Genomic DNA, 24,688 nt, shown 5'->3' on the forward strand with positions numbered 1-24,688 from the left:
GTGCGGACGTCCTCCTTTCGACACGTCGAGATTCCCGCGGATTCATCCCCGGAGCTGCTCCGGAGGACCAGGAATCAAGTAACCCCAGTCACACACGGAAAGGGTTTGCGGAACGGCATGAACAAGAAGAGCGGGTGCGTCACCGAAAGCGACACACCCGCCCATAAATTCGATATTCGAATACATCTCCACAGAGTCAGATGTACTCGCGAGGAACCGGCCTCCCGAGCGCCCCGATCCGGTCACGCAGCAGGCCGGAGAGCTCCTTGCGCTCCTGTTCGGTCAACGTGCCCAGCAGGGAGGCCAGCTCCTCCTGCCAGTCGGAACGCGGCGGAGTCAGCAGATCCTGGTGGTCGACCGCCCAGTCCAGCACCTGCCGCACCTCTTCGGGGTGACGAAGCAGCCATAGTGCCGCCAGCGACACCGGTCCGGCGTGGAGTGCCTGGAGACAGAACTCGTACTCGCCCCGACGGCTGGCCGTCCAGGAGTAACGGACCCCGTCGCTTTCCCGCCGGCCGAGAAGCAGTTCCTCATCGTTCTCCCGGAGTCGCACGTCGAACACCCGGTAGCTCAGACCGTGCTCCTCCAGGCGCTGCGGCAGGCCCAGATGCTGCATGATCTCCGGCGCCCCCAGCCCGTTGTCGGAGGCGGCCTGGGCCTCCGACAAGTAACGGAGGACAGAGGCGAGATGGGTCCGTACCAGGTGCCAGCCGTGCAGACTTCTTGCACGGACGACGCGTACGGGGTCGTGGACCCACCAGGAGACCCAGAGGTCGACCGACTCTGTGCCGTAGACCGTGGGGAGGCCGACCGCCCGCGTGTCCACGTGCTCCGTCGTGTCCACCCGGAAGACGTCGCTGTACTTTCCGTTCAGGTGGGGAGCGGGGGCCTCGTCCACCAGGGGCGGATAGGCGCCGGAACCCTCCGGGTTCCCTCGCCGGCCGAGGAAGGAGTACTCCCCCGCCTCGTCCCTGAGCACCAGTGCCCAGTCCTTCGGCGCGGACCAGCGATGGCCGAGGATCTCCCGCCAGGGCGCCCTGTCCAGCCGGTGAAAGAGACGGTCGGTGGTGTCGTCGTTCATGCTGTCTCCCTGTGCGCGCCGGTCCGCCACCGATGGAGTGCGTCGCGGGCGGTGACGAGGCCGGGCCAGCCGTTCGCGCCCGCCTGGTCCATTTCTACGAACAATCGGAATTCACCGGAGCGCATGGACTGGGCCATGGCCGCGAACAGGTTCTCGACGGCCCGGAACTGTTCGTCGTCCCACTGGCCCGACTCCGCCCAGCGCAGCAACGTCCAGCACGTCGTTTCGAAGGAACTCTCCGTGTTCAGGGCGCGGCCCGTGAGGTCGGCCAGCGCCTGCCCCTGCGGCGTCCACAGGGCGAGGTTCCTCATGAACCACTGGGGAGACCAGAGCATCCGGCTGAAGAGCGAGACCACCTGCTCCTGGTCGTACTCCTCGTCGTCCAGCCACTTCCGGAGCAAGTCGAATACCTTCGTCTCGTTGCCGGCCTGGAACAGCCGCAGGATCGCCGCTTCCACCGCCACCTTCACCTGGTACTCCTCTCCCTCCCGGACCTGTGCCGCGTGGAAGAGACTTTGAAGGAGCCGCAGGGCCAGGTCGGGGCGGGCCAGGCCGAATTCCTCGCCGCACGCGTGCGCCACCGTCGTCCTGAGACGGAAGTCGGTCGCCGTGCTCCAGCGATGCAATCGGTAACGAATCTCGGCGACGAGCACGGGGTCCTCGGCCGCGACGCCCAGCGCGTTCGCCACGACGAGCCGACTGGTCGCACGATCCGACCGGGCAAGTTCCAGAAGGTGCACCAGGGCGTTGCGCCCGCCGCCCCAGCTCGCCACCCGTCCCATGGCCCGGCCCGCCGGTTCGGCGAGCCCGCCGGACCGGGGTACGTCCCGCAACCACTCGACGAGCAGTTCTGACAACTGCCCATACTCACGCCACACATGTCTGAGAACGGCCTCGGCCTGGCGATGCCTGATGAACACCACAGCCTCCACACTGTGCGAGTAGGCTCCCTCCGCCCGGATCTCGCGGTTCTGACGGACCGCACGCACGGCGTGCAGCAGTTCTGTCAGGGAGTGCCGGAAGACGAACTTCGGATTGGGCCGGTCCTGTTTCGCGGCCCCGTCGGCATCTGTGCCGGGCAGCACCGCCGTCAGTCGATCGCCCGCCAGCTTGGTCAACCGGTCGGCCTCGTTCCTGACGATCTGCTGGTCCAGCCCCTCGTAGACCGAAGCGGCCAGCAGGAAGGCCAGTGATTCCGGCTCGTCGCACAAGCTCTTGATGAGCTCCGGGACCTCCCGCTCGGCCCGGTAGCTCAGCCGGAGCCCCAGGTCGCCGAGAGCCTCCGGATCGCCGTCGGCCTCGACGAGGGCCGTCACCAGCTCCACCACTTCGGCGGGTACCAGCTCCGGCACCAGAAGTTCGCCCAGGTCATGACGGCTGGCAAGCGCGGACAGCAGCCGGTCCCGCTCCCACCGGTCCGGCACCACCGCCTCGAAGCGGCTGCCGAACACCAGGGAGGGTGACGGCGGGGAGCACACGGTGGGGCTGATGTGGAGGTCCCGTTCAAGGCGGTGCAGCAGGGCCGTGTCGTCGGGCAGGACGATCACCATGCACGCTTGAGCCTTCTTGAGCAGCTCCCGCGCGTTTCTCAGCATGACCGGGGAAAGAGGGCGGGAGGGGAACAGGCCGTCTATGAGATAGCCCCGAGCCGATGTGTCGGTGGGCTTCCAGCGGTCCAGTTCGGTGACGCCGTCCAGTGCCCGCAGTGGCGCACCAGCCCCGCAGCTCTCCCGCAGCAGGTTGAGCGCCGTGGTACGACGGCCTGTTCCTGGTCGGCCGACCAGGAACAGGGGCCCCTGCTTCAGCTTCGCGAGGGCTGTCTCGAACCAGTCGGGGCGTGCGAAACCGAGCGCGGCGGCCTCTCTCTCCATGTCCGGGATCGGGCCCTCACGCACTCTGCTTTCCCGTAGCCGCCCTTCCGGCCCGGGGCCGTTGCGTACGCCCTGCCCGCCGTACACGGAACCGTTGTTGATGTTCCCTCCGGGGGCGTAGATCACGGACGCCCACTCCTTGGCCCCGCCGACCAACTCGGTTATGTCGTAGTCCGCTTCGGATCGCGGAGCCCCTTCCTCGGGCAGGGGTCCGGGGCCGGGCAGCCCGGCCGCCCCCACCCTCCCGTCCCCCGTCACTTACGCCCCTGGCGCTTGTCGCCGCGGACCTGGTCGCCCTGGAAGCGGCGGATCTTGCCGATCTTGTGGCCCTCCACGTAATCACCGGCGATCCGGTCGCCCGCCACATGGTCACCGGCCACGTGATGGTTGCTCACGCTCTGACCGCCGTGGACGGTGCCGGTGTTGATGTTGCCGCGGGGGGCGGCGATGGCATCCGTATCGCGGGCCGTCGTGTCGTCGCCGGACAAGTCGGCGGACTGCGGGGAGGGCTCCTGCACGGGCTCCGGAGCGGCGCCCTCGACGAGGGTCCCCTCGTAGAGAGGGCCGGAGGGCTGGGGGACGTAGAGCCATGCCCGTCGGGAGAACGACTTGCCCTCGACCGTCGCGGCCACCTCCACGAAGTGGTCGGGGTGGCGCCCGGTGTACCCGCCGGCGACCGCGTCCTCGTAGCACCGCTCGGAGAGGATGGCCGCGACGTGGGTGATGTTCTCGTTGTGGGAGGTGAGCACGGCCTTGACGGGGCGCGAGTCGAGCAGCCGGTGGGTGTCGTTGCGCGCTGTGCCGTTGCCGCCGAACTCGTCCCCGGTCTCCGGCAGCGGGCCGACGTGCAGACTGACGCGGAGCCTGATCGGCACCGCCCCGTGGGAGAGGACGTTGAAGTCGGTCAGGACCTCCTGGAGGGCGAGCAGCAGGGGGTGGATGACGAAGGGCATGCGTGCCGGGTCGAACCCGAAGACATAGCCGTCCCCGGTGGTGGCCGGGAACGTACGGTCCTCCCACAGGTCTCCGAGGTCGGTCCTGTGGAGCGCGGTCTTCAGGAGTTCGGGGACGACCCGGCTGACGGCCTCGTGCTCGATCGCCGGGCGGCCCGTGAAGTCCTTCGCGTCGACGGCCAGAATGCCCCGGTAGGGAGGCAGTGGCCTGCTGTGGGTGTACGGGGCGGCGATCCGCTGGGGCAGGGCGCTGCTGAACTCGGGCATGTCACTCCTCCGTGAAGCCCGCCCGGCCGCTCTCGGGCCGGGCGGGAACGCTGTCGCGTGACGTCGAGCTTCACAGCGGGCGGGGAGCCGTTCCGTTCCACAGGACCCGATAGGGAGTGATGAGGACCACATCCCCAACGGGGGTGTCAGCCGCCCGCGTGGCCGCCGGCCACCTTGCGCAGGCCCTCCACGCTGACAACCTCGATCCGGCGGTTTCCCACGCTCACGCAGTCGGGGCCGAGCCGTTCCAGCGCCTTGCTGACGGCTTTGCGGCCCACATCGATGTGCTGGGCCAGCTCCTCCCTGGTGAGGGAGAAGCAGTGCTTCCCTTGCTTCCCTTCACCGGCTGCCGTGACCAGGCGGAGCAGGGCCAGGGCTAGACGTTCATGAACAGCCCCCTCGCACAGCTCGGCCTGTTCGCGCATACGATTCCAGGCTAGTTCAAAAATAGGGCGGGCGAGCTTGGTCTCTTGGACGAAGCGATGGAAATCCTGTGCGGGCACAATGCATGCTCTGCTTTTCCTCAGCGCCCACACATCGGCCATCCGGACGCTTTCGGGCTGAAGAGCCATCTCTCCCAGGATCTCGCCCCGTCCCCGGAAACCGAGCAGTCGCTGCCGCCCGTCGGGCTCGGTCCTGACGACCTTCACCAGCCCGTCCACCAGAGCAAGCACATGCGTCCCCCGCTCCCCCTGCCGCAACAGGGCGCGGCCCGCGAGGTAGGTCTGCTCCGGATACCGCGTCAGTCGTGCCCACTCCTCGTCCGGCACCAGAGCACACAGAGGAGCTGACGGAAGGGAATCATCTTCGCTCATGCGATCAAGCTAGGGGAGAAAAACTTGGGATAGACATGGAATTTACAATTCGGCGCACGCATCACAAATAGAACGGCCGAATCTTTTCTGTTTAGCCGCCCGGCATCATCCCGCCGCCCCTGAGCCGTTCTATGTCGGAGGGGCGGACCTGGATGGCGAAGAGGGCGACCAAGAAGACGACCACGGCGAGGCGGCGGAGACGATGAAGCCAGCCGAGACGCCGGAGGTGAGGATCTGGTTGCCTCAGGCGGGCGGGAGCCCGTCGGTGCGGGTGAAGAGGGCCTTCTCGGCCGGGTCCGCCCGGGCGAGGAAGGCCGGGATCTCCTGGTCGACCTCGTTGTGACTGGCGGTACCGAAGACGGTCACCAGGATGGAGAGGCCTTCTGCGCGGTCAAGCTGGAAGAAACCTGCCCCGCCACAGACGCGCCCGCTCCGAAGCCGGCAGGCGACGTCATGCCGAACTTCGTCGGCCAGGGTATGAAGGCCGTTCGCTCCGCACTCCCGGCCAACGCGAGCATCACCGTGAAGGACGCGGTGCAGAGCCGCATGGTCCTCCAGGAGTCGAACTGGAAGGTCTGCACCCAGGACCCGAAGTCCGGTGCAGCGCTCACCGGCCAGCCCTTGGCCTTCACCGTCGCCAAGACCGAGGAGGCGTGTCCCTAGCTTTCCGCATCGGCCTGCTTCACGCCCTCGCCCTCGGCTCCCCGGGGACAGGGGTTAGCCGCAGCCTCTGGCAATGCCTGTGGGGTAGCGGGGCCATACGTTTCCCGAGAACGGCGGAAGCTATGGGCGGCCAGTCGTGGGCCGCAGCCATCCGTGCAGGTCACGGGCGCATCGTCCTGACAGACGCCAGGTGCCTTCTAAGCACCTGCCCTATCGAGTGACCCGGAATCACGGAAGAAGTGGTGGGGTCAGGGACCGAAGTCGCGGCCGGCGCAAAACGCCCAGCCGCGTGGCTTCGCTTCCATGCACGGGCGGTACGGCACGGTTGAGAATGCGGTGTTGATCTCCAACCTTCCTGAGACGGCGTCGAGCTTCATCGGCCGCGAGCCCAAGACGGCAGCCCTCGTCGCCGCGCTTGCCGCCCGGCGGCTGACGACCATGACGGGTGTTGGGGGTGTCGGCAAGTCCCGCTTCGCCCTGCGGGCGGTTCGCGGAAGCGCTCCTGATGACATGAAGTGTCAGGGTCGACGACATGACGGGTGCCGTGCCGAACCCCTGGTCGGTGTACGGGCGATGGCCGCCCGCGCGGTGGCTCCGCACTGCTTCTCGGGCTTCACCCTCGGCGCGACGCTGCTGGGCGGCCAATCCGTAGCCGTCGCCTTCCTGGACGCCGCACCGGACAGCGCGGGTACGGGTTCGGGCTGGCCCCTGGGACATCAGCGTCTGGATGGCGGTGCCGATGCTGTTGGCCTTCGCCACGGCCAGCGCGTCCTCCGTGGTCGCCCGGATCACCGGCTACCTGGGCATGCTGGTGCTCGCCTTCGCGCTGGTGGCTACTCGTCGAGGCCAGCGCCCGCTACCGGGCCGCGAGCTCCACCGGCATCTACAACAACATCAAGACCGTCGGTGGCAGCATCACCGGAGCGGGCTCCACCACCGCCTGCGGGGGCCGGGCGGTCGGAGGCGAGCTCGCCCGGGGCGGGCCGTGAACCGTCGACCGCGTTGTCACGGTGGTCTGGCCCCGCCCTGCGGCCAGAACTGGGACAGGGCCCCCTCCTTGAATGGCTGCGGACTCACGGTGAGATCGCCCGCAAAGGGCCGGTCGAGGACAAGGACCAGGAGCAGGCTGAAACTGATCAGTCCGGCGACGCTCGCCACGAAGAGGGCTTGCATCTTCGGGCTGCGCAGGCCGTAGAGGAAGGTCAGCAGGATGATCACCAGCGCGCCGCCGTAGACCAGGACCTGCAGCAGCATCGGCAGTTCGTTCGTGGCGATGTTGATCCGTTCCCGCCGCATGGCGGCCGCGTCGTTGAGCCGGGTCACGGCCTCGCCGTAGAAGGCCTGGTCGCGCGCCGCCGCAGGGTCGTAGGCCTGCAGTGCTTCGTACATCGCCTCGACCTGCTGGGAGGTGGCCGCGAAACTCGGCCGGCCGGAGCGCATGTTCGGCCACTGCACTTCGAGCACGACGTGAACGTAGTCGCTCACTGCCTTGTCGATCCGCGCCCGCTCCGCGGGTGGGAAGGACCGGGTGTCGCGGACGACCAGGGCTATGTCGGTGGCTTCCTGCGAGGCCACGGTCTGGGCGTGGTCCAGCTGGGTCCACAGAGTGACGACCACGAAAGCGAGGATGATCCCGTAGATCGCGCCGAACATGCCCAGCACGACGCCGACCATCTCGTTGTGCTCGCCCTCGGACAACCGGGGAAACCGGCGGCGGGCGACCATGCTGCCCGCCACGGCAACGAGCACGATCCCACCGACCATGAGAAGCGCCAGCGTGAACGTACTGAGGTGATTGAGCAGCCACAGCGCCACAAGCTGCCTCCTGGACATGAGTTACCGAACGCTGCCCGACGGGTTGGCGGCAGCCGCCCCGCTCAGCCGGTCCACCTCTGAACGGGCTGGGCGAGGCCGCATCCGCACCGCGAATTGTTCGTCTGTCCGGCCAAGCTCGTCCGCGCACAGCGGGCGGGCGGTACGACGGTCCGCCGGACGTTGGGGGGTCGGCTCCTGGACAGCGGTCACGGCCAGGCCGCAACACTGGGGCCCCGGAGGACCGTTGGCCGGTTTTCGTACGGCTCAGGTGTGCAACGCGCAGACGTGTTGCAGTGCCGTGTTGCACAGTCGAGTGGGTGCGTTGCAGTCGATGCTCTCACGGTCCGTCCCTGGCGGCTCAGCGGCGTCACCGCTTCGAGTGGGTCCCCCCATGACCGACGCCCCCACAAGGCCCCTCAATTCGGCTGACTGTGGGGCTGCACAGGCCCCCTCTCCCTCTCTTCCCCTGTCTGCGAGCGCGGAACGGAGCGCTCATGGCGGTACGGACCCACGGCGTCCTGGGCGCCGGCGGAGCCGTCAGGGGAACTGGTTCACCCGGATGCGCCGCGCCCGCGAGTGGCCGTGTGCCCAGCCCCGGGCCGGACATCGCCCGGGAAGGCCGGTCGATCGAATGCTCCAAGTTGCGCACTGTTTCGAGCCCGTTGATGCTGGCTGGAGTCGCCGAAGAACGTATCCGCGGCCTGTGTTTGCTCGGGGAATCCGATCTGTTGGCAACGAACAACGCTATGAGGAGTCATCAATGGCGCTCCTTCAGCCCACCCTTGCCGTAACCGCGGTGCCGCCCGGAACCTGGAGCATCCCGGCCGAGGGCCATGCTCGCCGAGTACGCACCCTCCGGCGAGAAGTACATCGGATCGCCGACGAGGTGATCGACGCCGGGACATTCCACTTCGGACCGCAGACCGCGCGCCTGGAACAGCGGATCGCCACCTCCTGGGGCGGGTCGGCCGTAGCCACCACCTCCTGCACGCAGGCGTTGACGCTCGCCCTGCGCGTCGCTGGGGTGCGGCCCGGGGACGAAGTCGTGCTGCCTGCCGCCACGTTCGCCGCCACGGCGTTCGCGGTCTGCGAGACCGGCGCCGTGCCCGTCATCGTGGATGTGGCCGAACCTTCACTCACCCTGTGCCCGCAGGCGCTGCGCGCTGCCGTCACCCCTCGGACCCGGGCGGTGATCCCCGTCCATCTGCACGGCCACATGGCCGACATGCCCCAAATCCTGTCCGTCGGCCGGGAACACGGCCTGGCCGTGGTGGAGGACTGCGCCCAGGCCGCCGGTGCGGCCCTCGACGGTCGAGCGGCGGGCACCTGGGGGGACTTCGGCTGCTTCTCGTTCTGGGTCGGCAAGTGCGTCGGCGGCCTCGCCGACGGCGGCGCCGTCGTCACTGACTCCGCCGAACGAGCCGACCGGCTGCGCCGGCTCACCGACATGGGACGCGAACGGGGACAGCGGCACGTCCACCACGACCGGGGCGCCCGGGCCCGGCTCGGGGAGCTCGACGCCGGCTTGATCGCCCTGGAGCTGGAGCGCCAACCGGCTTGGCTGGCACGGCGATCCGCCATCGCCTCGCACTACTCCGAGGCCTTCGCCGACCTGCCCATAGTGCCGCCGCAGGTGCTGCCCGGGTACCAACACGCCTACTACAAGTACGCGGTGGCCTGCCCGGACCCGGTCGGGCTCGGCCTCTTCCTGGCGGCTCGCGGCATCGAGACCGAGCAGGTCTACCCCTATCTACTCCCGGACCAGCCGGCCTTCCGGCACATCGAGTACCGCAGCAGGGTTACCAGCCGGTCGGCGGGCGCCGCTCGCCGATTGTGCCTGCCGGCCTATGCGGAACTCAGCGACGCCGAGGTCGAGAGAGTCGCACTCGCCGTACGGGACTTCGCGACTGGAGCAACGGGAAGGAAGGCACGGTGATCATGAACGCGAGAGAAGAAGGCACTGCGGTGACGGCGACGTCCGTGCCTCGGGACACCAGCAGGGCCCGCCGCGAGGCCGCCCGGCTCACCGCTCAGGACGTCCGTGGTGTCGCACTGACCTGGGTCGACAACAGCGGCATCACCCGGGTCAAGGCCGTGCCCGCCGGCCGCCTCGGGCAGGCCTCAGAGCACGGTGTCGGCATGTCCCCCGTCTTCGACGTGTTCCTGCTGGACGACTCGATCACCACCAGCACGCACATCGGCGGACCTGACGGAGACCTCCGGCTCTTCCCCGACCTGAACCGGCTGACCGTGCTGGCCGCACAGCCGGGCTGGGCCTGGGCCCCGGCGGACCGCTACGACCAGCAGGGCCGGCCGCACCCGGCCTGCCAACGCCAGTTCACCCGCCGGATGATGGACCGGGCCGCAGAGGCGGGCCTTGAGCTGCGGATGGGGTTCGAGACGGAGTGGGTGGCGCTGCGCGACAGCCAACCGGCCGGCCCGGAACCGGCGTACGCGACCCAAGGACCCGCCTACGGGATGAGCCGGCTGGTCGACCTGTCCGGATATCTGGCCGAGCTGCTCGCGGCCTTCTCCGCACAGGATGTGGAGGTGCTGCAGCTCCATCCGGAGTACGCACCCGGCCAGTTCGAGGTGTCGGTCGCCCCGAGCGACCCGATCGGCGCCGCCGATCTGTCCGTGCTCGTACGCGAGACCGTTCGAGGGGTCTCCCTGCACAACGGACTCACTCCCGTCTTCGCCCCGGTGGTCACGGCCGACGGGGTCGGAAACGGCGGCCATCTCCATCTGAGCCTGTGGCAGAAGGGCCGCAACCTGTGCCAGGGCGGTGACGCCTCCGCCGGGATGACCAGGCAGAGCTCCGCCTTCCTGGCCGGCGTACTGCGCGAGCTGCCGGCGCTACTGGCCATCGGAGCACCGTCGGTGGCCAGCTACCTCCGGCTGCAGCCGGGCCACTGGGCCGGAGCGTTCCAGTGCTGGGGCGTGGAGAACCGGGAAGCGGCGCTGCGCTTCATCCCTGGCCCGCCGAACGAGCCCCAAGGTGCGAACGCCGAGCTCAAGTGCTTCGACCCGGCGGCCAATCCCTATCTGGTGACCGGCGCGGTGATCGCCGCCGGGCTGGCCGGGATCCGCGCCGGCCTGGAGCTTCCGGACCCGGTGTCAGGCGATCCCGCTCTCGGCGGTGGTCAGCCGCGGCTGCCGCAGTCGCTCCAGGAGTCCGTCAAGCACTTCCAGGACTCGGCAGTGCTCCGCGAGGCCATGGGCGACCCGTTGTTCGAGGCGATCTCAGCCGTTCGCCGGGCAGAGGTCGAACTCTTCGAGGACGCCGGCCCGGACGCCGTCGTGGCCGCCGTCCGCGACCGCTACTGATCGGCCGACGGCCGGCAACCCCACCGCCGGCACCAACCCCACCGATCCACCGAACCGCTCCGCTCTTCCGCTCAAGGAGGACAACTCATGTGCAGACTCTTCGCCCTCACCACCTGCGGCCCGCGCGTCCAGGCATCCCACTGGCTGCTCGACTCGCTGTCCAGCTTCCGTGAGCAGAGCCGGAAGCAGCCCGACGGAACCGGCTTCGGCTGGTTCTCGCTCGGAGACGAGCCCGTCCGCGACCGTTCTCCGATCGGCGCCTTCAAGAACGAGGACTTCACCGTTTCCGCCGACCAGATCGTGTCGCACACCCTCGTCAGCCATGTCCGGTACGGCACGAGGGGCGAGGTGGACGTACACAACTGCCACCCGTTCGACATCCACGACCGGCTCTTCGCGCACAACGGGTGCATCCGCGGGGTGGACACCATCGACTCCTGGCTGACGGACGTGGACCGTGCACACGTCGAGGGCGCGACCGACTCCGAGACGGCGTTCGCCTTCATCTCCGCGGAGATCCTGCGGGTGGGCGACACCACGGAGGGCATCATCTCGGCCGTGCGGCGGATGGCGGCCGAAATCCCGATCTTCTCGCTCAACCTCGTGCTCGCCGAGCCGCGCCGCCTGTGGGCGCTGCGCTACCCGGCCAACTGCGAGCTCTGGGTGCTCAACCCCGACGGCGGAGGCTTCGGCAGCCGCCGACGGGGCGCCCGCCCGCTCTACCACCGCGCGGATGCCAGCTGGGTCGCCGACGGGGAAGAGGAAGTCCCCGCCTGGGTCGTCGCGAGCGAGCGGCTGGACGCCGACCCCGACTGGCGGCTGCTGGACCCCGGGGAACTGCTGGTCATCGCCGACGGCAAGGCCGTCTCCCAGTACCCCTTCGACCCGCCCGCCCACCACCTCACCCTGGACGACCTGCGAGGCGTCGAGGTCAGCGCCGAATTCCGCGACGAGGACCTCTGACGGACGCGGCTTCGGCGCCTCATGCAGGCGCCGTCGCCCGCCGACCATACGGAAGGACCGCCCCATGCCAGAACACCGAACCACCGAGCAGGACTTCGACTTCCACGGCCCCGCGCTGGACACCGTCTTCGACACCTACAGGGACCTGCGCGAACAGTGCCCCGTGGGCCGCAGTGACCAGCACGGGGGGTTCTGGTTCCTCACACGGGCCAAGGACATCTTCGCCGCCGAGCACGACCCGCAGACCTTCTCCGTCGCACCGTCGATGCTGCTCCCTGCGTTCGGCACCGATGTGCCGCTGATCCCGGTCGACATCGATCCCCCGGACCACACCGGCTATCGAAGGATCCTCCTGCCCCTGTTCACACCCAAGGCGGTCGCGCGCCTGGACGAGGACATGCACCGAAGTGCACGTCACCTTGCGAAGGAGGTTGCCGCGCAGGAGGTGGCCGACGTGTCGCACGAGTTCGCCAGGCCGCTGTCGACGACCGTCTTCAGCCGTCTGGCCGGGTTCCCCGAGAAGGACTGGCCCCTGTTCGACCGATGGATCGACGACATCGTCTACGAGCGCTCGGCCGACCCGCAGCGCGCCCGCGCCGCGGGCCGCGAGGTGATGGACTACTTCGACGCGTTGCTCGGGTCCCGGGGTGACGCCCCGGGCGGAGACGACCTGATCCACCACCTTTCGATCGCCGAGATAGACGGCCGCAAGCTGACGCACGACGAGCTGCTGTCCCTCTGCTACCTGCTGTTCCTCGCCGGCCTGGACACGACGGCCTGGGCCATTCGGTCCAGCTTGTGGTATCTCGCGCAGCACCCGGAGGCCCAGGCCCGGCTACGGGAGCACCCCGATGAGACACCCGCGGCGGCGGAGGAGTTCCTGCGCACACTCTCTCCCGTACAGGCGATGGCACGCACCTGCGTGCAGGACACCGAAATGGCCGGCCAGAAGATCAAGGCCGGCGACCGGGTCGTGCTCGTCTTCGGCGCCGGCAACCGTGACCCCGAGTCCTACGACGACCCCGACGACATCGTCCTGGACCGCCGGGACAACCGGCACCTCGCGTTCGGCGTCGGCATCCACCGGTGCGCCGCCTCCAACCTCGGGCGGCGGGAACTGGTCGTCGCCCTACAGGAGTTCCTCGCCGCCGTCCCGGACTTCTCCCGCACCGACCCGACCGAGCCCTGGCACGGTCTGGGCCCGCTCACCCTCCGGATCGGACGGTGAGAGCGGATGTACCGGATCCGGATCGACTCCGAGCACTGCCAGGGACACGCGCGCTGTCTCACCTTCCTCCCGGAAACCGTCGACTTCGACGACGAGGGCTACGCCCAAGTCCCCGAGGCGAAGAGCCGCCGTGCCGAGATGACCGACGCTCTCCGGCAGGCGGTGGCGAACTGCCCCGAGCGGGCCTTCCAGGTGGTGGAGGAGTGACCTGAGGTTTGTGCCAGAGGCCGGGTAGCCAACATTTATGCAGGTCATGCGCCATGACCGCGGTGGCCAGCTGGGCGGGCGACAGGCCCGGACGGCCGTCACGCGGGTACAAGTCGGCGAAGTCCTCGTCGCGCCACAGCCCGTCCAGCCGGTCTCTCACCCACATCGCCGTCGTGCCGCCCGGATTGCTCGCCCGCGCGATGCAGCCCGAGCATGCCCATTGATCACGCTGCCGCACCGGGGAACACCAAGATCCCCGACAGAGTCAAATTCAGAGCCCCACAGCAGACCCCGAGGCGCCCCCGCAAGCGCCGCGCCGAGCCAATGCCGCTCCGTCCGCGTCGACCATGGCCAGCAGCTACCGGTGACCGCGCGACGGGGGTCTACTGGCGGGTGAGGACGTTGATTTCGGCGGCGGAGGTCCAGGGGTTGCCGTTGATCTCCGACAGGGCCCTCAGGCGTACGTAGCGGGCGTCGACCGGGGACGGAAGGACTACCTGCTTGAGGGTGGTGTCGGCGGGCCAGGCTCCGGAGGCGACCGGGGTGCCCCAGGTAGTGCCGTCGGCGCTGAGGTAGATCTCGTAGTCCTTGATGGTGCCGTTCTTGCCGCCGTCCTGGCGGGGGAGGTATTCGAAGCCGGCGCAGGAGTACGTCTGCTTCATGTCGAGCTGGATCTCGTGCGGGGGCACGGGGTTCGCTCCGGTCCACTGGGTGTGCCAGATCGTGCCGATCACGCCGTCGAGCACGTTGGTGGCGGCGCCGTTCTCCCCGGACGTCTCCTGGCTGTCGGCGTACTTGACGGTCCAGCCGGCGCGGGAGACGGGGGCGAGGGCGTTCCGCAGCGGGTCGGTGATGCTCGGCAGACCGTTCTCGATGTGGCCGGCCAGCCGGCGGGCGAAGGCGCTGTCGGCGGCGGTGGCGACGGTCAGGTCGTACCAGCCGTGGTCGGTGGGGTAGTCGGCCTGGACGGTTCCGGATGCGGGGAGGACGACCGTCCAAGGGCCACCTGTGCCGTAGGCCCCGTCGGTGACGGTCACGGTGACCGCGGAGGTGCGCAGGTTGGTGAACTTGAGGGTGATCTTCGAGGCGTCCGCGGCGTAGGCCGAGGCGATCTCGACGGACGGTGCCGATATCCTGCCGGCGAACCGGCGGTGGAATCCGTTCGGTCCGTACAGCGACAGGTCGAACTGGTCGTCCTTGGCGAAGTAGTCGGACATCGGCGTGGTGGTCGCGGCGCCCACCGTGTAGTGCCAGGGGCCATCGGTCCGGATGGCGTTGGGCAACACGGTGAAGGTGACGGCGGCGGTCCCCGTGTTGGTCATGTCGAGGTAGAACCGCTTCTCGGCGCCACTCGTGCGCCCGGCGACGTTGGGCTGCCAGGGAAGGGGCCGAGCGGGCTTCGTACCCGCTTCCTGCGTGGCGGCCACCGGGGTCGTGGGGACGCTGACGGTGTGGCAGGAGGCGCTGATGGCCCCGCCCAGGGGGCTGGGGTCGGGCATCGTCGCGGGCCAGCCGCCGGGGGTGGAAAAGTTGAAGACCGAGGTCAGGTCGCCGCAGACGGCACGGCGCCAGGCACTGATGTTCGTCTCGGTGAAGGGCTTGCCGATCGCCGTCGACCAGGTTTCGAGGAAACGCAGCAGCGAGGTGTGGTCGAAGGTCTGGGAGCAGACGAAGCCACCGGTGCTCCAGGGCGAGACCGCGATCATCGGCACGCGCCAGCCGGGTCCGGTCGGCAGGTTCTGGTGGATCTCACCGGTCACCACGCCGTTGGCGCCCACCCCGACGTTGCTCTGGCTGCCGCTTCCACTGGCAGGTGACGGAGGGACCGGCGGCGGTACGTGGTCGTAGAAGCCGCCGGCCTCGTCGTAGGTGATGATGAAGACCGTGTCCTCCCAGACGCCGTGCGGGGCTCCGGCGAAGGGCGCGTACAGCGCGTCGATGATCTTCGAGGTGAACGCTTCGCCGGCCGGCGGCTTGGCGTCCGGGTGTTCGGACTCGGCGTAGTCGGCGACGATCCACGAAACCTGCGGAAGCGTGCCTGCGACCACATCTGCCCGGAGGGCGGCCGGGATGTCGGCGACGGTCTGCATCCCCCGCTGGTTGAGGTCGCTGCCGGGGGTCTGGTACTGCTTGAACCAGACCAGCGGGTTGTCGTCGAAGTTGCCGCCGTCACCGCCGAGCGGACCCTGCTGGTAGAACTTCCAGGTGATGCCCGCGTCGGACAGGCGCTCGGGCGTGGTCTTCCACGTCAGGGTGCGGTTTCCCGCGTTGTAGGAGTTGTCGGTCGCGACCGGCTGTCCGGGCAGCGAGATCCCGTTGGTGCCCGTGAACATGTACAGCCGGTTCGGGTTGGTCTGGGTGAACGACGACTTGTGGTAGTTGTCGCAGATCGTGAAGGCGTCGGCGAGTTCCCAGTAGAACGACAGCTCGTGGCGGCCCAGATAGCCCATCTTGACGCCGCTCTCGGAGGCCAACCACTGGTCGCACTTCCCGGCGTTCCACCACTTGTGGTCCGAAGTCCAGTCCTGGCTGCCGGCGGAGACGCAGAAGGGGGACGTCGAGGTCCAGTTCATGCGGAACGGCTGCGTGTTGGTCGAACCCTGGGTGAAGACGGACTTGCCGTTGACCTTGATGGCATTGCGGTCGTTGAACCCGCGGACGCCTCGGTAGGCGCCGAAGTAGTGGTCGAAACCTCGGTTCTCCTGGCTGAGGATGACGATGTGCTTGACGTCGCCGAGGGATGTTCCGGCGGCGGCCGCTGCGACCGCCGAGCGCAGTGACGCGGGCAGCAGCGTCGCGGCCGCCGTGGCACCTGCCGCGGCTCCCAGGAACCTGCGTCGGTTGAAGCCGTTGCTTTCGGGTTGGGCAGACACTGCGGCTCCCTGTGATCGGGTGAGGCTGTGGGAACTACTGGTCGAGGACGCCGCCGCCTCCCAGCCCCCGTGTCCTGGCCGGCTGCGGTGCACCCCGTCGGCCAAGACCTTGATGCTTCCCGGTGACGTTCCGCAGCCGGTTGTCCGAACAGCGCACGAACAGGGTCCAAGCATTGGGCTAGACCCGTTATCGTTCCGTAATGTCATGTTGGGGCCGGTCGCCTCGACGGTGAGGCCGAACTCAGCGACGAGGTCCTCGTAGTACGCGCCCCGCTCGGCGCCGGGGACGATGCCGGGCATCCGGATCCGGTGCCCGGCGAGCTGGGCGGCGGTCACCGACCGGGCGTCCGCCAGCGCGTGTGCGGGGCCGGTGACGATGTACGCGGGAAGGACGCGGGTGCGCTGCTGCTGAAGCGGCTGGTCGATGCGCGGCGGGACGGTGATCGGGTGTTGGCGGTGACCGGGTGTTTGCGGTGATCCGGGGCAGCGCGGTGAACAACGACGGGCAGGCCACTTCGTGGTGACGATCCGCTGCCGCGCTTCCTGGCGAACACCTTGAGACAGCGCCATTGGCGCTGCTTCACTTGAGGCCTCTTCAACGCCTGCTCCGGGACTGTTCATTGAGCCGGGTCGTATCGGTCGACCCGTTCTTGACCACTGCCAGTTGCCTGGGCAGTGATCGAGCACCGCCTGCATGGCCTGAACCTTCAGGCCATGCATCCCCTTGACGAAAGCGAATGCAATGACATTGCGTCGCAAGCTCCTGGTCGCCGCTATGACCGGATACGCCGGCCGACCGTCAACGCACTCGTACCGGCCAACCGGGAGCTGGGACCGGAGGAGATCATCGCGGGCCGAGGAGCGCGGCGGCACGCTGCCCGTCGGGCAGGCCGAGAGGATCGCGACCCGCTACAAGAAGCTGACCCAGGCCACCATGCTCCAGGTCAACACCGGCTCGTCCTGGACGATGTGTGCCATCACCGCTGATCGGGAGTGACTCCATGAGTGAGACGGACGGACCTGGTTTCGGGGAGGTGCTGCGTCGTCACCGCCGCGCGGCGCGGCTGACGTTGGAGCAGCTGGCCGAGGTCTCGGGCGTCAGTGCCCGGACCTTGTCGGACATGGAGCGTGGACGCAGCAAAGGGCCGCAGGCCCGGACCGTGACGGCGCTGGCGGATGCGCTGAAGCTGGACGACGGCGGTCGCGCGAGGCTGGTCGAACTGGCGCGCGACGGACGTCTACGGGACCACTGGACGCGGCGCAGCGGCCTGTGCGAACTGCCCCGGTTGGTCGAGGACTTCACCGGCCGGGCCGAGGAACTGATCTGGTTGAGCGACCTGGTGTACGCCGAAAGTTCGCCGGGGGTCGGTGTGGTGGGGCTCATCACCGGCTCCGCCGGTCTGGGGAAGACCACGTTCGCCGTCCGTGCCGCACATTCCGTGCGGCCGAGCTTTCCGGACGGGGTGCTGTTCCTCGACTTGTTCGGGATGTCCCAGCAGCCCCTGGCCGCCGATGACGCGTTACGGCTACTGCTGCGTGCGCTCGGTGTCACCGACCAGCACGTCCCGGGCGATCCCCTAGAACGCGCCTCCTTGTACCGGTCGCTGTTGAGGGAGAAGCGTGTCCTGGTCGTCCTCGACAATGCCGCCTCGGAGGAGCAGGTACGTCCGCTGCTGCCGGGAGGGGGCGCGAGCAGGGTACTGATCACCACACGGCGGCTGCTGGCGGGTTTGGAGGGGGTCCGCAGGCTCGTCCTGGGCCCCCTGCCGTTGCCGGAGTCCACGGAACTGCTGACCGGGATCCTGGGCGAGCGTTCCGCATACGACGAGGAATCGACGCTCACCCGGCTCGCCGAGTTGTGCGGGGGACTGCCCCTGGCACTGCGGATCATCGGGAACCGGCTGCTCAGCCGCCCCGACTGGGACGCCGCTGAGCTCGCCGCCCGGCTTGCGGACGAGGAGGGTCGCCTGCGGCAGTTCAAGGCCGGTGACCTCAAGATCGCCAACGCCTTCGGCATGTCGTACGAGCAGCTCGCGCCCTCCACACGCCGGGTCTTCCGGAACCTCTCCGTGGTACCGGGCCGGGACCTCGACGCCGCTCTGACGGCCGTCGCCGGCGTGATGCCGATCGCAGACGCCTGGGACGCTCTCGACGAGCTCGTCGACCTCGGCCTGCTGCAAGACAGTTCCGAGGGACGGTACCGCTTCCACGACCTCGTCCGTCTCTTCGCGCGCGAGCGGCTCCAGCAGGAGGAGACCGCGACCGGGCGCGAGACGCTGGAGGAGAGGGTGACGTCGTGGCTGCTGCGCATGGCCACCCTGTCCGGGCGGTGGTTCGAACCCGGTTACGGACGTCCCGACCGGCCGGACCCCGACCTCACGGCCCTGCCCTCCGCGGAGGAGGCGGACGGATGGCTGCGGGTGAACGTGGACAACTGGCTGGGCGCCATGCGAGCCGCGGCAGCCGCCGGCCGGCACTCTCTCGTCCTCGACTGCGCGGAGTCGATGCACTGGTTCTCCGACCGGTGGGCGCACAGCCCGCACTGGCAGGAGGTCTTCACGCTGGGAGCGGAGGCCGCCGACGCCCTCGGTGACCCGGCTCAGCAAGCCACCCAGCTGAACTATCTGGCCTGGGTCAGCTCGGTGCCGCCCGGTGACCCGGAATCCGTCCTGCGGTACGCGGCCGAGGCCCTGGAACTGGCCACCCGGGCCGATGCCACCGCGCAGATCGCCTGGGCACACGAATACACCGCTGATGCACTCCTCCTGCTCGGCCGGCACGACCAGGCCATCGAGTCGTCCTCCCGGGCAGCGGAGATGTTCCGGGCCATCGGCGACTTCGACTCCTGCGTCCAGAGCAACGCCGCCATCGCCAAGGTCCTTCTTGACCAAGGACGCTACGCCCAGGCTTTGGAGCGCTACCTCGGACTCCTCTCCGTGCTGGACGACCCCGAGTCGGGGATGACACCGAGCGTGGTCGCGCACAGTCGGCCATTGGCGCTGCTGCGCATCGGCGCCTGCCTCGGACACCTCGGCCGTCGTGCGGAGGCGATCACCGCGCTCAGCGAGGGGATCAGCCTCGTGGACGAGCTCCGGGCGTCCGACTACCGGCAGGCGGACGCCCTGGAAACGCTGGCTTCCCTGCTGGCCGACGAAGGCCGGACCGACGAGAGCCGCCGTACCTACGTGCGGGCGGCACAGGTCTTCGAATCGATCGGTGACACCGCTGCGAGCAGCCGCTGCCAGGACCTGGCGACCGCCTCCGCCTGACGGGCCGGAGCGCGGAACACCGATGGCACCGAGCGCCAACTCTGCGTGCTGCTCTGCATGTTCCCCGGCCCTTCGGCCGACTTGTATGGAGGACGCCGGACAGGCATCGGGCCTGTCCCTCCGGACCGGAGACGATCATGGCAACCATCAAGAACATCGTGCTCGTGCACGGCGGCTTCGTGGACGGATCGGGCTGGCAGGGGGTCTACGGCCATCTGACCGCCGACGGCTACCGGGTGGCAGTCGTCCAGAATCCGACCCTCTCGCTGGCCGGCGACGTCGCCGCCACCCACCAGGTCCTCGACGGCCTCGACGGCCCGGCCGTGCTGGTCGGCCACTCCTACGGCGGGGTCGTCATCACCGAGGCCGGCAACCACCCGAACGTCGCCGCGCTCGCCTACATCGCCGCGTTCGCACCGGACAAGGGCGAGTCGGTCAGTTCCCTGATCGCCGACCCGGCGCCCGGCGCCCCCGTCCCGCCGATCCTGCCGCCCGCGGGCGGTTTCCTGTTCCTGGACCGGGACAGGTTCGCAGCCTCCTTCGCCGCCGACGTCCCGGAACCGACGGCCGCGTTCATGGCCGACTCCCAGGTCCCATGGGGCGTCGATGCCCTCGACGGGGCAGTCTCGGAACCCGCCTGGCAGACCAAGCCGTCGTGGTACCTGGTCGCCACCGACGACCGCATGATCCCGCCCGCCGCCCAGCGCGCCATGTCCGAGCGGGCCGGCGCGATCGTCACCGAGACCCCCGGGAGCCACGCCGTCTACGTCTCCCGCCCGGCCGTCGTGGCCGCCGTCATCGCCCAGGCCGCACACGGCCCCAGCACCCCCTCCTGACGACGCACGGGCACCTGCGCACCACACCCGCTGCCGGCACGCCTGACTGCCTGACTGCCGCACGGACGAGACACGCCTCGTCCCGACCACCCTGGGAACTTGCATGGACCCTGAACTCACCCGCCGCCGAGTCCTCGCCGGCGGCGCCGCCTTGGCGAGCACGGCGGCGCTGCTGGGACCGCTCTCCTCGACAGCCTCTGCCGCCGCGCCCTCCGCGGCCGGGACCAAGCCGACCATCGTGCTCGTGCACGGCGGATTCGCCGACGCCTCCTGCTGGAACGCCGTGATCGAGCAGCTCCAGCAGGCCGGCTACCCGACCATCGCCCCCGCCAACCCGCTCCGCAGCCTGCCCACCGACGCCACCTACCTCACCAGCGTCCTGCGCTCGATCAGCGGCCCGGTCGTACTGGTCGGCCACTCCTACGGCGGTGCCACCATCACCAACGCAGCCGCCGGCGCCGGCAACGTCAAGGCGCTCGTCTACATCGCCGCGTTCGCCCCCGACCAGGGCGAGCAACTCGGCGCACTGATCAACAAGTACCCCGGCAGCACCATCGAGGCCGCGACCCGGCCGGTCCCCTACGACGGCCCCGACGGCACCACGGGAACCGATCTGTACCTGGAACCCGACAAGTTCCGGGCCGCGTTCGCAGCCGACCTGCCGATCGCCACCACCCGCCTCATGCAGGCCACGCAACGTCCCTTCAGCACCACCTGCTTCACCGACACCACGACCTCAGTCGCCTGGCGCACGATCCCCTCCTGGGGACTGGTCGCCGACACCGACAAGGCCATCCCGCCCGCCCTTCAGCGCTTCTTCTACCAACGCGCGCAGGCCCGTCAGGTCGTCGAGGCACGGGGCGCGTCCCACGTCGCCATGATCAGCCACCCGCGCACCACGGCCGGCCTCATCGATCAGGCCGCCCGAGCCACCGGCTGACCTCTCCCCCGCCGCCCCGGCTCACACCCTCACGAGCCGGGGCGAAGCCCCGGCGACGCATGCCCGGTCACCTCGGAGGGGCAACTCCGTTGACGAAGACCCCCTAGCGGGCGCTGCCGATGTTGCGGTCGGCGTCGGAGCCCTCCAGCATCAGGGTGGTCTCCTCAATGCGGTCGAACCGGCCGTCGGGGGCGAGGTCCGCGAACACGTAGACCTCCATGAGCACGGTCGAACCGTCCTTCTTCGTGATGTGGACCGTGTGCCGGTCGGCGTACTTGGCGCCGTCGTGGAGCTCCTCGTGCACCACGACGTGGCCATCGACCACCACGCCGCGCACGTGGGTGATGTGCTCGATGAACTCCGCGCGGTCGACCCACTCCCCGTCCGTGCGCTGGCGGTACTCCGGGGTGAAGTGGCGCTCGACGGCCTCCTCGACGGTGATGTCGCGGTTGAAGATCAGGTCGTTGAGAGCGGCCTCGATACGAGTGCGGTTCATGGGATTTCCCTACAGAGCGATGGCATGAAGAAGGAGAACTGCGTCCGTCTCGCACGCTTCTCCTTCACTGTAACGCCAACAGCGTGCGCTGCGCACGCTATTCTTTCGATGTGGACAACGAAGCAGGTCACGAGATCGCGGACGCGCTGGGCATGCTGCTCAAGCGCAGCACGCGCACACAACTGCACCAGCGGATCACCGAGGGGATGGGCGAGGGGGTGGACGAGCTGACGTACCCGGTCCTCAGCTCCTTGGCCCGGACCGGCCCGCGCAGCGCCGCCGACCTGGCCCCCGAGGTCGGGGTCGACCGCTCCGGCGTCACCCGCCGCGCCTCCCGGCTCGAGGCCGCCGGCCTCATCCGCCGCGAGCCGGACCCCGCCGACGGGCGCGCGTACCTGCTCGTCCTCACCGGGCAGGGCCGGGCCGCGGTGGAGGAACTGAGGGCCCGGCTGGCCGCGCACATCACGGCGAGCCTGTCCTCGTGGCCGCCGGGCGAGGCCGAGCGCTTCGCCCGCGACCTGCACCGGTTCGTTACCGAGGGGCCGTTCGCCTCGCCCGCCTGATGAGCCCGGACTGTGTCGGGCCCCATTCCGGATCTCCCATGCTCCGCCTGGAACTCGCCGCGCGTGTCGCGGTAGCCACGGCGTGAACCCCCCCATCGAGCCTTCCCTGTCTCCGAGGTCACCGCCCGAAGCTCATGCTGCCGGGCGTCCGAGTGTCGACGGGGTCGGCGGTCGCCTCGCGCAAATAAGCGTCGATCGCGGCGAAGGTCTCCTCCGGCCGTTCCAGTTGTGGCAGGTGTCCTGCTTCGGGGATGACCTGGAGTCGGCCGTTGCCGAGGGCTTCGGCGTACGCGGCGCCGTAGGCCGGAGTGACGATGCGGTCGCTCTCGCCCCAGAGCAGGAGGGCGGGAACGTCGACGCGCCGCAGCCGACGGAGCAGCTTCGGGTCGTGCATGTAGGGGTCGCCGGCGAGGAGGCGCAGAGCGGCCATGTTTTCGCGTTGGAGCGCGACTTGCCCGGCGGGAAGAGTTTCGGGGTCACGGTAGAAGCGAGCCGAGTCGTGCCAGGCGTACTCGGCCACTCCGCGGGCGTCGAGCTCGACGAAGTCCCTGATCGGCTCGGCCTCGACGTGGACTCCGACGGGGTCGATCAGGATGAGCCCGGTGATGATTCCGCCAGTGTCCCGTACGGCCATCTCCGCCGCGGTCCAGCCGCCGACCGAGGAGCCGATGACCAGGACGTCGCGCAGTCCGCGGTCTTGGAGGTAGTGCAGGTAGGCGACGGCGAGATCGTCGATGCCGGTCAGCCAGCCGGGGCGGTGGGTGCCGTTCCATCCCGGGTGTACCGGCGTGATGGCGTGCGCGGTCCGTGCGAGGTGGGACGAGAGTCCGGCGACGGTGGCCGGTCCCCCACCGCCGTGCAGGATCAGGCAGGGCCGGCCACTTCCGGCTTCGGTCAGGGTGAGGGACAGGTCCGGGTACAAGGCGATTCTCTTCTCTGCGGGCACGCCCCGACCATAACTAAGCTTCTTTAGTTAAACAAGCTTAGTTATGCCTTAGGGTGGGGTCATGCCCGATGAACTGCAGGTTCTAGGAAGAGCAGTGAAGCAAGCCCAGTACAAGCAGCACCGAGCGCTGGACAGCCGCCTCGGCGCCGTGGGCACGACACTGGCTCAGTGGGACGCCCTCCGCGCGATCAGCCGCGCGCCGGGGGCAACGGCTCGCGCCCTGGCCACAGCCACGTTCCAGAGTGAGCAGGCCTTCGGGACGCTCGCCGGCCGGTTGGCGACTCTGGGCCTGATCGACCGCAGGCCGGGCAGTGGCCGGCGTATCGAGCACCACCTCACCCCCTCCGGCGAAGAGGTCCTGAGCGCAGGCCACCGGATCGCCGACGAAGTCCTCGCCTCGTGCTACTCACCCCTGTCCCCGACTGAGCGCACCACGTTGCTCGACCTGCTCCAACGCATCACCGACGGTACGGGCGCCTGAGCCCAAAGCAGCGCCTCGGTACGGTGACGCCGGGCATGCGGCCACCCCTGAGCGCCGGAACGGACGCAGCAGGTTCCAGCCGTAGGCACTGCCGATGGCCGCGCAGAGCGGCGGAAGATCGACTTCCGAGGCAACGGCCACTCCGCGAGACTGAGAAAGGACGGTCCCCGGAGGAAGGCTGCGGTGCGTGATGGCGGAGTCGGAGGATGCGCTCACCATCCGCCACGTCTCGGAGCGGCTGATGAAGGCCCACCCCGAGCTGGACGCCGAACTGGTGGAAAGCTCAGTTCGGACGGCGTACGACGAGCTCAGGTACGCACGCGTGCGCACCTACTTGCCGGTCTTGATGGAGCGCAGGGCCAAGGACCTGCTGCCCCCTGACGGGCGGACCGATCACGCGGGCAGCCGCCTACCGGTACGAGAAGAGACGTAGGCCGTAGTCACCCGGCAGCCCTGACCACGTGACCAATGACCGGCTCAGGCGGCCGGTTCACCGGGCTGGAGGACGGCCTCGACGTCGACCGTGACATCGACCGTGGGGCTGACGACCACTCCGCCGCGATCGATCACATCGTTCCAGCTCACTCCGAAGTCATGTCGATTGATGCGAGTCGTGGCCAGGAATCCGGCGCGTCGCCTGGGACCGAGGTCCCTGCCCTCCTCCCACCACGGGGTGTCCCACTGTCCCAAGTAAGTGACATCGAAGGTCACGGGGCGCGTCACTCCACGTACCGTGAGATCTCCGGTGACCTCGAACTCGGTACCGCTCACCTGGTGGATGCGCGACCCGACGAACGTCCACGTCGGGTGGTGCTCGACGTCGAAGAAATCAGCACTGCGGAGGTGGGCATCGCGCTCAGGCTGCCCGGTGTACACCTGGGTCGCGTCGACCGTCGCCTCGATGCGCGCCCTTTCCGGCTCGTCGGGATCGACCTCCAGCAAGCCGTGCACGTTCTTGAGCTGTCCTCGCACGTAGGTGACCATCATGTGCCTGGCACAGAATTCCGCCGCGGTATGGCCTGGCTCGAAGAACCATTTCGTCACTGCCATGCGCACCCCTGACTTACCGCTTCAGCGCGACCCCGGCGACAGCG

The 24,688-nt window shown here is 69.0% G+C and carries 24 protein-coding genes; 13 read left to right on the forward strand and 11 right to left on the reverse strand.

Going from position 1 to position 24,688, the window contains the following annotated elements; genetic code table 11:
* Positions 1–196: 196 nt before the first annotated feature.
* The 5 genes from ACFXDJ_RS03740 to ACFXDJ_RS03760 all read right to left on the reverse strand — a co-directional run bounded on the left by ACFXDJ_RS03740 (position 197) and on the right by ACFXDJ_RS03760 (position 5,353).
* On the reverse strand, positions 197–1,081 hold the full coding sequence (locus ACFXDJ_RS03740) for a hypothetical protein (protein ID WP_384649022.1): 885 nt from the start codon (positions 1,079–1,081) through the stop codon (positions 197–199).
* Positions 1,078–2,976 carry an ATP-binding protein gene (locus ACFXDJ_RS03745; protein WP_384847686.1) on the reverse strand — a complete coding sequence of 633 codons (1,899 nt, stop codon included), beginning with the start codon at positions 2,974–2,976 and terminating at the stop codon, positions 1,078–1,080. The genes ACFXDJ_RS03740 and ACFXDJ_RS03745 overlap by 4 nt, the downstream gene beginning before the upstream one ends.
* A 230-nt stretch (positions 2,977–3,206) precedes the next feature.
* Complete coding sequence (locus ACFXDJ_RS03750; RefSeq protein WP_384649018.1) at positions 3,207–4,172, reverse strand: hypothetical protein; 966 nt, start codon at positions 4,170–4,172, stop codon at positions 3,207–3,209.
* 146 nt (positions 4,173–4,318) lie between these two features.
* Positions 4,319–4,987, reverse strand: coding sequence for a Crp/Fnr family transcriptional regulator (locus ACFXDJ_RS03755; RefSeq protein ID WP_384649016.1), 669 nt, complete (start codon positions 4,985–4,987; stop codon positions 4,319–4,321).
* A 243-nt stretch (positions 4,988–5,230) separates the two neighbouring features.
* Positions 5,231–5,353 carry a hypothetical protein gene (locus ACFXDJ_RS03760; RefSeq protein WP_384649014.1) on the reverse strand — a complete coding sequence of 41 codons (123 nt, stop codon included), beginning with the start codon at positions 5,351–5,353 and terminating at the stop codon, positions 5,231–5,233.
* Between the two features lie 87 nt (positions 5,354–5,440).
* Between ACFXDJ_RS03760 and ACFXDJ_RS03765 the strand changes: the two genes are divergently transcribed.
* Positions 5,441–5,650 carry a hypothetical protein gene (locus ACFXDJ_RS03765; protein WP_384649013.1) on the forward strand — a complete coding sequence of 70 codons (210 nt, stop codon included), beginning with the start codon at positions 5,441–5,443 and terminating at the stop codon, positions 5,648–5,650.
* A gap of 228 nt (positions 5,651–5,878) precedes the next feature.
* Here the strand turns inward: ACFXDJ_RS03765 and ACFXDJ_RS03770 are convergent, their stop codons facing one another.
* Positions 5,879–6,409, reverse strand: a complete 531-nt coding sequence (locus ACFXDJ_RS03770) for a hypothetical protein (protein ID WP_384649011.1) — start codon at positions 6,407–6,409, stop codon at positions 5,879–5,881.
* Positions 6,410–6,655: 246 nt separating this feature from the next.
* Positions 6,656–7,465, reverse strand: a complete 810-nt coding sequence (locus tag ACFXDJ_RS03775; protein WP_384649009.1) for a DUF4239 domain-containing protein — start codon at positions 7,463–7,465, stop codon at positions 6,656–6,658.
* A 760-nt stretch (positions 7,466–8,225) separates the two neighbouring features.
* Here ACFXDJ_RS03775 and ACFXDJ_RS03780 point away from each other — a divergent pair.
* From ACFXDJ_RS03780 to ACFXDJ_RS03800, 5 genes are all read left to right on the forward strand, one after another.
* Positions 8,226–9,401 carry a DegT/DnrJ/EryC1/StrS family aminotransferase gene (locus ACFXDJ_RS03780; protein WP_384847689.1) on the forward strand — a complete coding sequence of 392 codons (1,176 nt, stop codon included), beginning with the start codon at positions 8,226–8,228 and terminating at the stop codon, positions 9,399–9,401.
* Between the two features lie 2 nt (positions 9,402–9,403).
* On the forward strand, positions 9,404–10,792 hold the full coding sequence (locus ACFXDJ_RS03785; RefSeq protein WP_384649003.1) for a glutamine synthetase family protein: 1,389 nt from the start codon (positions 9,404–9,406) through the stop codon (positions 10,790–10,792).
* Positions 10,793–10,879: 87 nt separating this feature from the next.
* Positions 10,880–11,755 (forward strand): class II glutamine amidotransferase, encoded by an 876-nt coding sequence (locus ACFXDJ_RS03790; RefSeq protein ID WP_384847692.1) that lies wholly within the window; start codon positions 10,880–10,882, stop codon positions 11,753–11,755.
* Positions 11,756–11,819: 64 nt separating this feature from the next.
* The gene (locus tag ACFXDJ_RS03795) at positions 11,820–12,983 is read left to right on the forward strand and encodes a cytochrome P450 (protein ID WP_384648999.1); all 1,164 of its coding nucleotides are present in this window, start codon (positions 11,820–11,822) and stop codon (positions 12,981–12,983) included.
* Positions 12,984–12,989: 6 nt separating this feature from the next.
* Positions 12,990–13,190, forward strand: a complete 201-nt coding sequence (locus ACFXDJ_RS03800; protein ID WP_384648997.1) for a ferredoxin — start codon at positions 12,990–12,992, stop codon at positions 13,188–13,190.
* 383 nt (positions 13,191–13,573) lie between these two features.
* Here the strand turns inward: ACFXDJ_RS03800 and ACFXDJ_RS03805 are convergent, their stop codons facing one another.
* Positions 13,574–16,063, reverse strand: coding sequence for a phosphocholine-specific phospholipase C (locus tag ACFXDJ_RS03805; protein WP_384648995.1), 2,490 nt, complete (start codon positions 16,061–16,063; stop codon positions 13,574–13,576).
* A gap of 742 nt (positions 16,064–16,805) precedes the next feature.
* On the opposite strand from ACFXDJ_RS03805, the gene ACFXDJ_RS03810 reads away from it, so the two are divergent.
* The 4 genes from ACFXDJ_RS03810 (at position 16,806) to ACFXDJ_RS03825 (ending at position 21,108) form a co-directional block, all read left to right on the forward strand.
* On the forward strand, positions 16,806–17,060 hold the full coding sequence (locus tag ACFXDJ_RS03810; protein WP_384648993.1) for a hypothetical protein: 255 nt from the start codon (positions 16,806–16,808) through the stop codon (positions 17,058–17,060).
* A gap of 4 nt (positions 17,061–17,064) precedes the next feature.
* Positions 17,065–19,332: a helix-turn-helix domain-containing protein gene (locus tag ACFXDJ_RS03815; protein ID WP_384648991.1), complete on the forward strand. Its 2,268-nt coding sequence runs from the start codon at positions 17,065–17,067 to the stop codon at positions 19,330–19,332.
* Positions 19,333–19,469: 137 nt separating this feature from the next.
* Positions 19,470–20,168, forward strand: a complete 699-nt coding sequence (locus ACFXDJ_RS03820; protein ID WP_384648989.1) for an alpha/beta hydrolase — start codon at positions 19,470–19,472, stop codon at positions 20,166–20,168.
* 103 nt (positions 20,169–20,271) lie between these two features.
* Positions 20,272–21,108, forward strand: coding sequence for an alpha/beta fold hydrolase (locus ACFXDJ_RS03825; protein ID WP_384648987.1), 837 nt, complete (start codon positions 20,272–20,274; stop codon positions 21,106–21,108).
* A gap of 103 nt (positions 21,109–21,211) precedes the next feature.
* On the opposite strand, the gene ACFXDJ_RS03830 is transcribed toward ACFXDJ_RS03825, so the two are convergent.
* The gene (locus ACFXDJ_RS03830; RefSeq protein ID WP_384648985.1) at positions 21,212–21,604 is read right to left on the reverse strand and encodes a nuclear transport factor 2 family protein; all 393 of its coding nucleotides are present in this window, start codon (positions 21,602–21,604) and stop codon (positions 21,212–21,214) included.
* A gap of 110 nt (positions 21,605–21,714) precedes the next feature.
* Here ACFXDJ_RS03830 and ACFXDJ_RS03835 point away from each other — a divergent pair, with 110 nt between their 5' ends.
* Positions 21,715–22,167: a MarR family winged helix-turn-helix transcriptional regulator gene (locus ACFXDJ_RS03835; RefSeq protein ID WP_384648983.1), complete on the forward strand. Its 453-nt coding sequence runs from the start codon at positions 21,715–21,717 to the stop codon at positions 22,165–22,167.
* A 118-nt stretch (positions 22,168–22,285) separates the two neighbouring features.
* Here the strand turns inward: ACFXDJ_RS03835 and ACFXDJ_RS03840 are convergent, their stop codons facing one another.
* Positions 22,286–23,113, reverse strand: a complete 828-nt coding sequence (locus ACFXDJ_RS03840) for an alpha/beta fold hydrolase (protein WP_384648981.1) — start codon at positions 23,111–23,113, stop codon at positions 22,286–22,288.
* Positions 23,114–23,174: 61 nt separating this feature from the next.
* Here ACFXDJ_RS03840 and ACFXDJ_RS03845 point away from each other — a divergent pair, with 61 nt between their 5' ends.
* Positions 23,175–23,594: a MarR family winged helix-turn-helix transcriptional regulator gene (locus tag ACFXDJ_RS03845; RefSeq protein WP_384648979.1), complete on the forward strand. Its 420-nt coding sequence runs from the start codon at positions 23,175–23,177 to the stop codon at positions 23,592–23,594.
* A 190-nt stretch (positions 23,595–23,784) separates the two neighbouring features.
* Positions 23,785–24,027: a three-helix bundle dimerization domain-containing protein gene (locus tag ACFXDJ_RS03850; RefSeq protein ID WP_384648977.1), complete on the forward strand. Its 243-nt coding sequence runs from the start codon at positions 23,785–23,787 to the stop codon at positions 24,025–24,027.
* Positions 24,028–24,071: 44 nt separating this feature from the next.
* Here ACFXDJ_RS03850 and ACFXDJ_RS03855 read toward each other — a convergent pair whose 3' ends face one another.
* Positions 24,072–24,644 (reverse strand): YceI family protein, encoded by a 573-nt coding sequence (locus tag ACFXDJ_RS03855; RefSeq protein ID WP_384648975.1) that lies wholly within the window; start codon positions 24,642–24,644, stop codon positions 24,072–24,074.
* Positions 24,645–24,688 lie beyond the last annotated feature (44 nt).

Source organism: Streptomyces sp. NPDC059443 (genome assembly GCF_042750105.1).
In the GTDB taxonomy this organism is placed as follows: Bacteria; Actinomycetota; Actinomycetes; order Streptomycetales; family Streptomycetaceae; genus Streptomyces.

Coding starts and splice junctions, on each gene's coding strand:
- ACFXDJ_RS03740 (WP_384649022.1), bottom strand. CDS start 1,081: ATGAACGACGACACCACCGACCGTCTCTTTCACCGGCTGGACAGGGCG.
- ACFXDJ_RS03750 (WP_384649018.1), bottom strand. CDS start 4,172: ATGCCCGAGTTCAGCAGCGCCCTGCCCCAGCGGATCGCCGCCCCGTAC.
- ACFXDJ_RS03755 (WP_384649016.1), bottom strand. CDS start 4,987: ATGAGCGAAGATGATTCCCTTCCGTCAGCTCCTCTGTGTGCTCTGGTG.
- ACFXDJ_RS03765 (WP_384649013.1), top strand. CDS start 5,441: ATGCCGAACTTCGTCGGCCAGGGTATGAAGGCCGTTCGCTCCGCACTC.
- ACFXDJ_RS03780 (WP_384847689.1), top strand. CDS start 8,226: ATGGCGCTCCTTCAGCCCACCCTTGCCGTAACCGCGGTGCCGCCCGGA.
- ACFXDJ_RS03785 (WP_384649003.1), top strand. CDS start 9,404: ATGAACGCGAGAGAAGAAGGCACTGCGGTGACGGCGACGTCCGTGCCT.
- ACFXDJ_RS03790 (WP_384847692.1), top strand. CDS start 10,880: ATGTGCAGACTCTTCGCCCTCACCACCTGCGGCCCGCGCGTCCAGGCA.
- ACFXDJ_RS03795 (WP_384648999.1), top strand. CDS start 11,820: ATGCCAGAACACCGAACCACCGAGCAGGACTTCGACTTCCACGGCCCC.
- ACFXDJ_RS03800 (WP_384648997.1), top strand. CDS start 12,990: ATGTACCGGATCCGGATCGACTCCGAGCACTGCCAGGGACACGCGCGC.
- ACFXDJ_RS03810 (WP_384648993.1), top strand. CDS start 16,806: ATGACATTGCGTCGCAAGCTCCTGGTCGCCGCTATGACCGGATACGCC.
- ACFXDJ_RS03815 (WP_384648991.1), top strand. CDS start 17,065: ATGAGTGAGACGGACGGACCTGGTTTCGGGGAGGTGCTGCGTCGTCAC.
- ACFXDJ_RS03820 (WP_384648989.1), top strand. CDS start 19,470: ATGGCAACCATCAAGAACATCGTGCTCGTGCACGGCGGCTTCGTGGAC.
- ACFXDJ_RS03825 (WP_384648987.1), top strand. CDS start 20,272: ATGGACCCTGAACTCACCCGCCGCCGAGTCCTCGCCGGCGGCGCCGCC.
- ACFXDJ_RS03830 (WP_384648985.1), bottom strand. CDS start 21,604: ATGAACCGCACTCGTATCGAGGCCGCTCTCAACGACCTGATCTTCAAC.
- ACFXDJ_RS03845 (WP_384648979.1), top strand. CDS start 23,175: ATGCCCGATGAACTGCAGGTTCTAGGAAGAGCAGTGAAGCAAGCCCAG.
- ACFXDJ_RS03850 (WP_384648977.1), top strand. CDS start 23,785: ATGGCGGAGTCGGAGGATGCGCTCACCATCCGCCACGTCTCGGAGCGG.
- ACFXDJ_RS03855 (WP_384648975.1), bottom strand. CDS start 24,644: ATGGCAGTGACGAAATGGTTCTTCGAGCCAGGCCATACCGCGGCGGAA.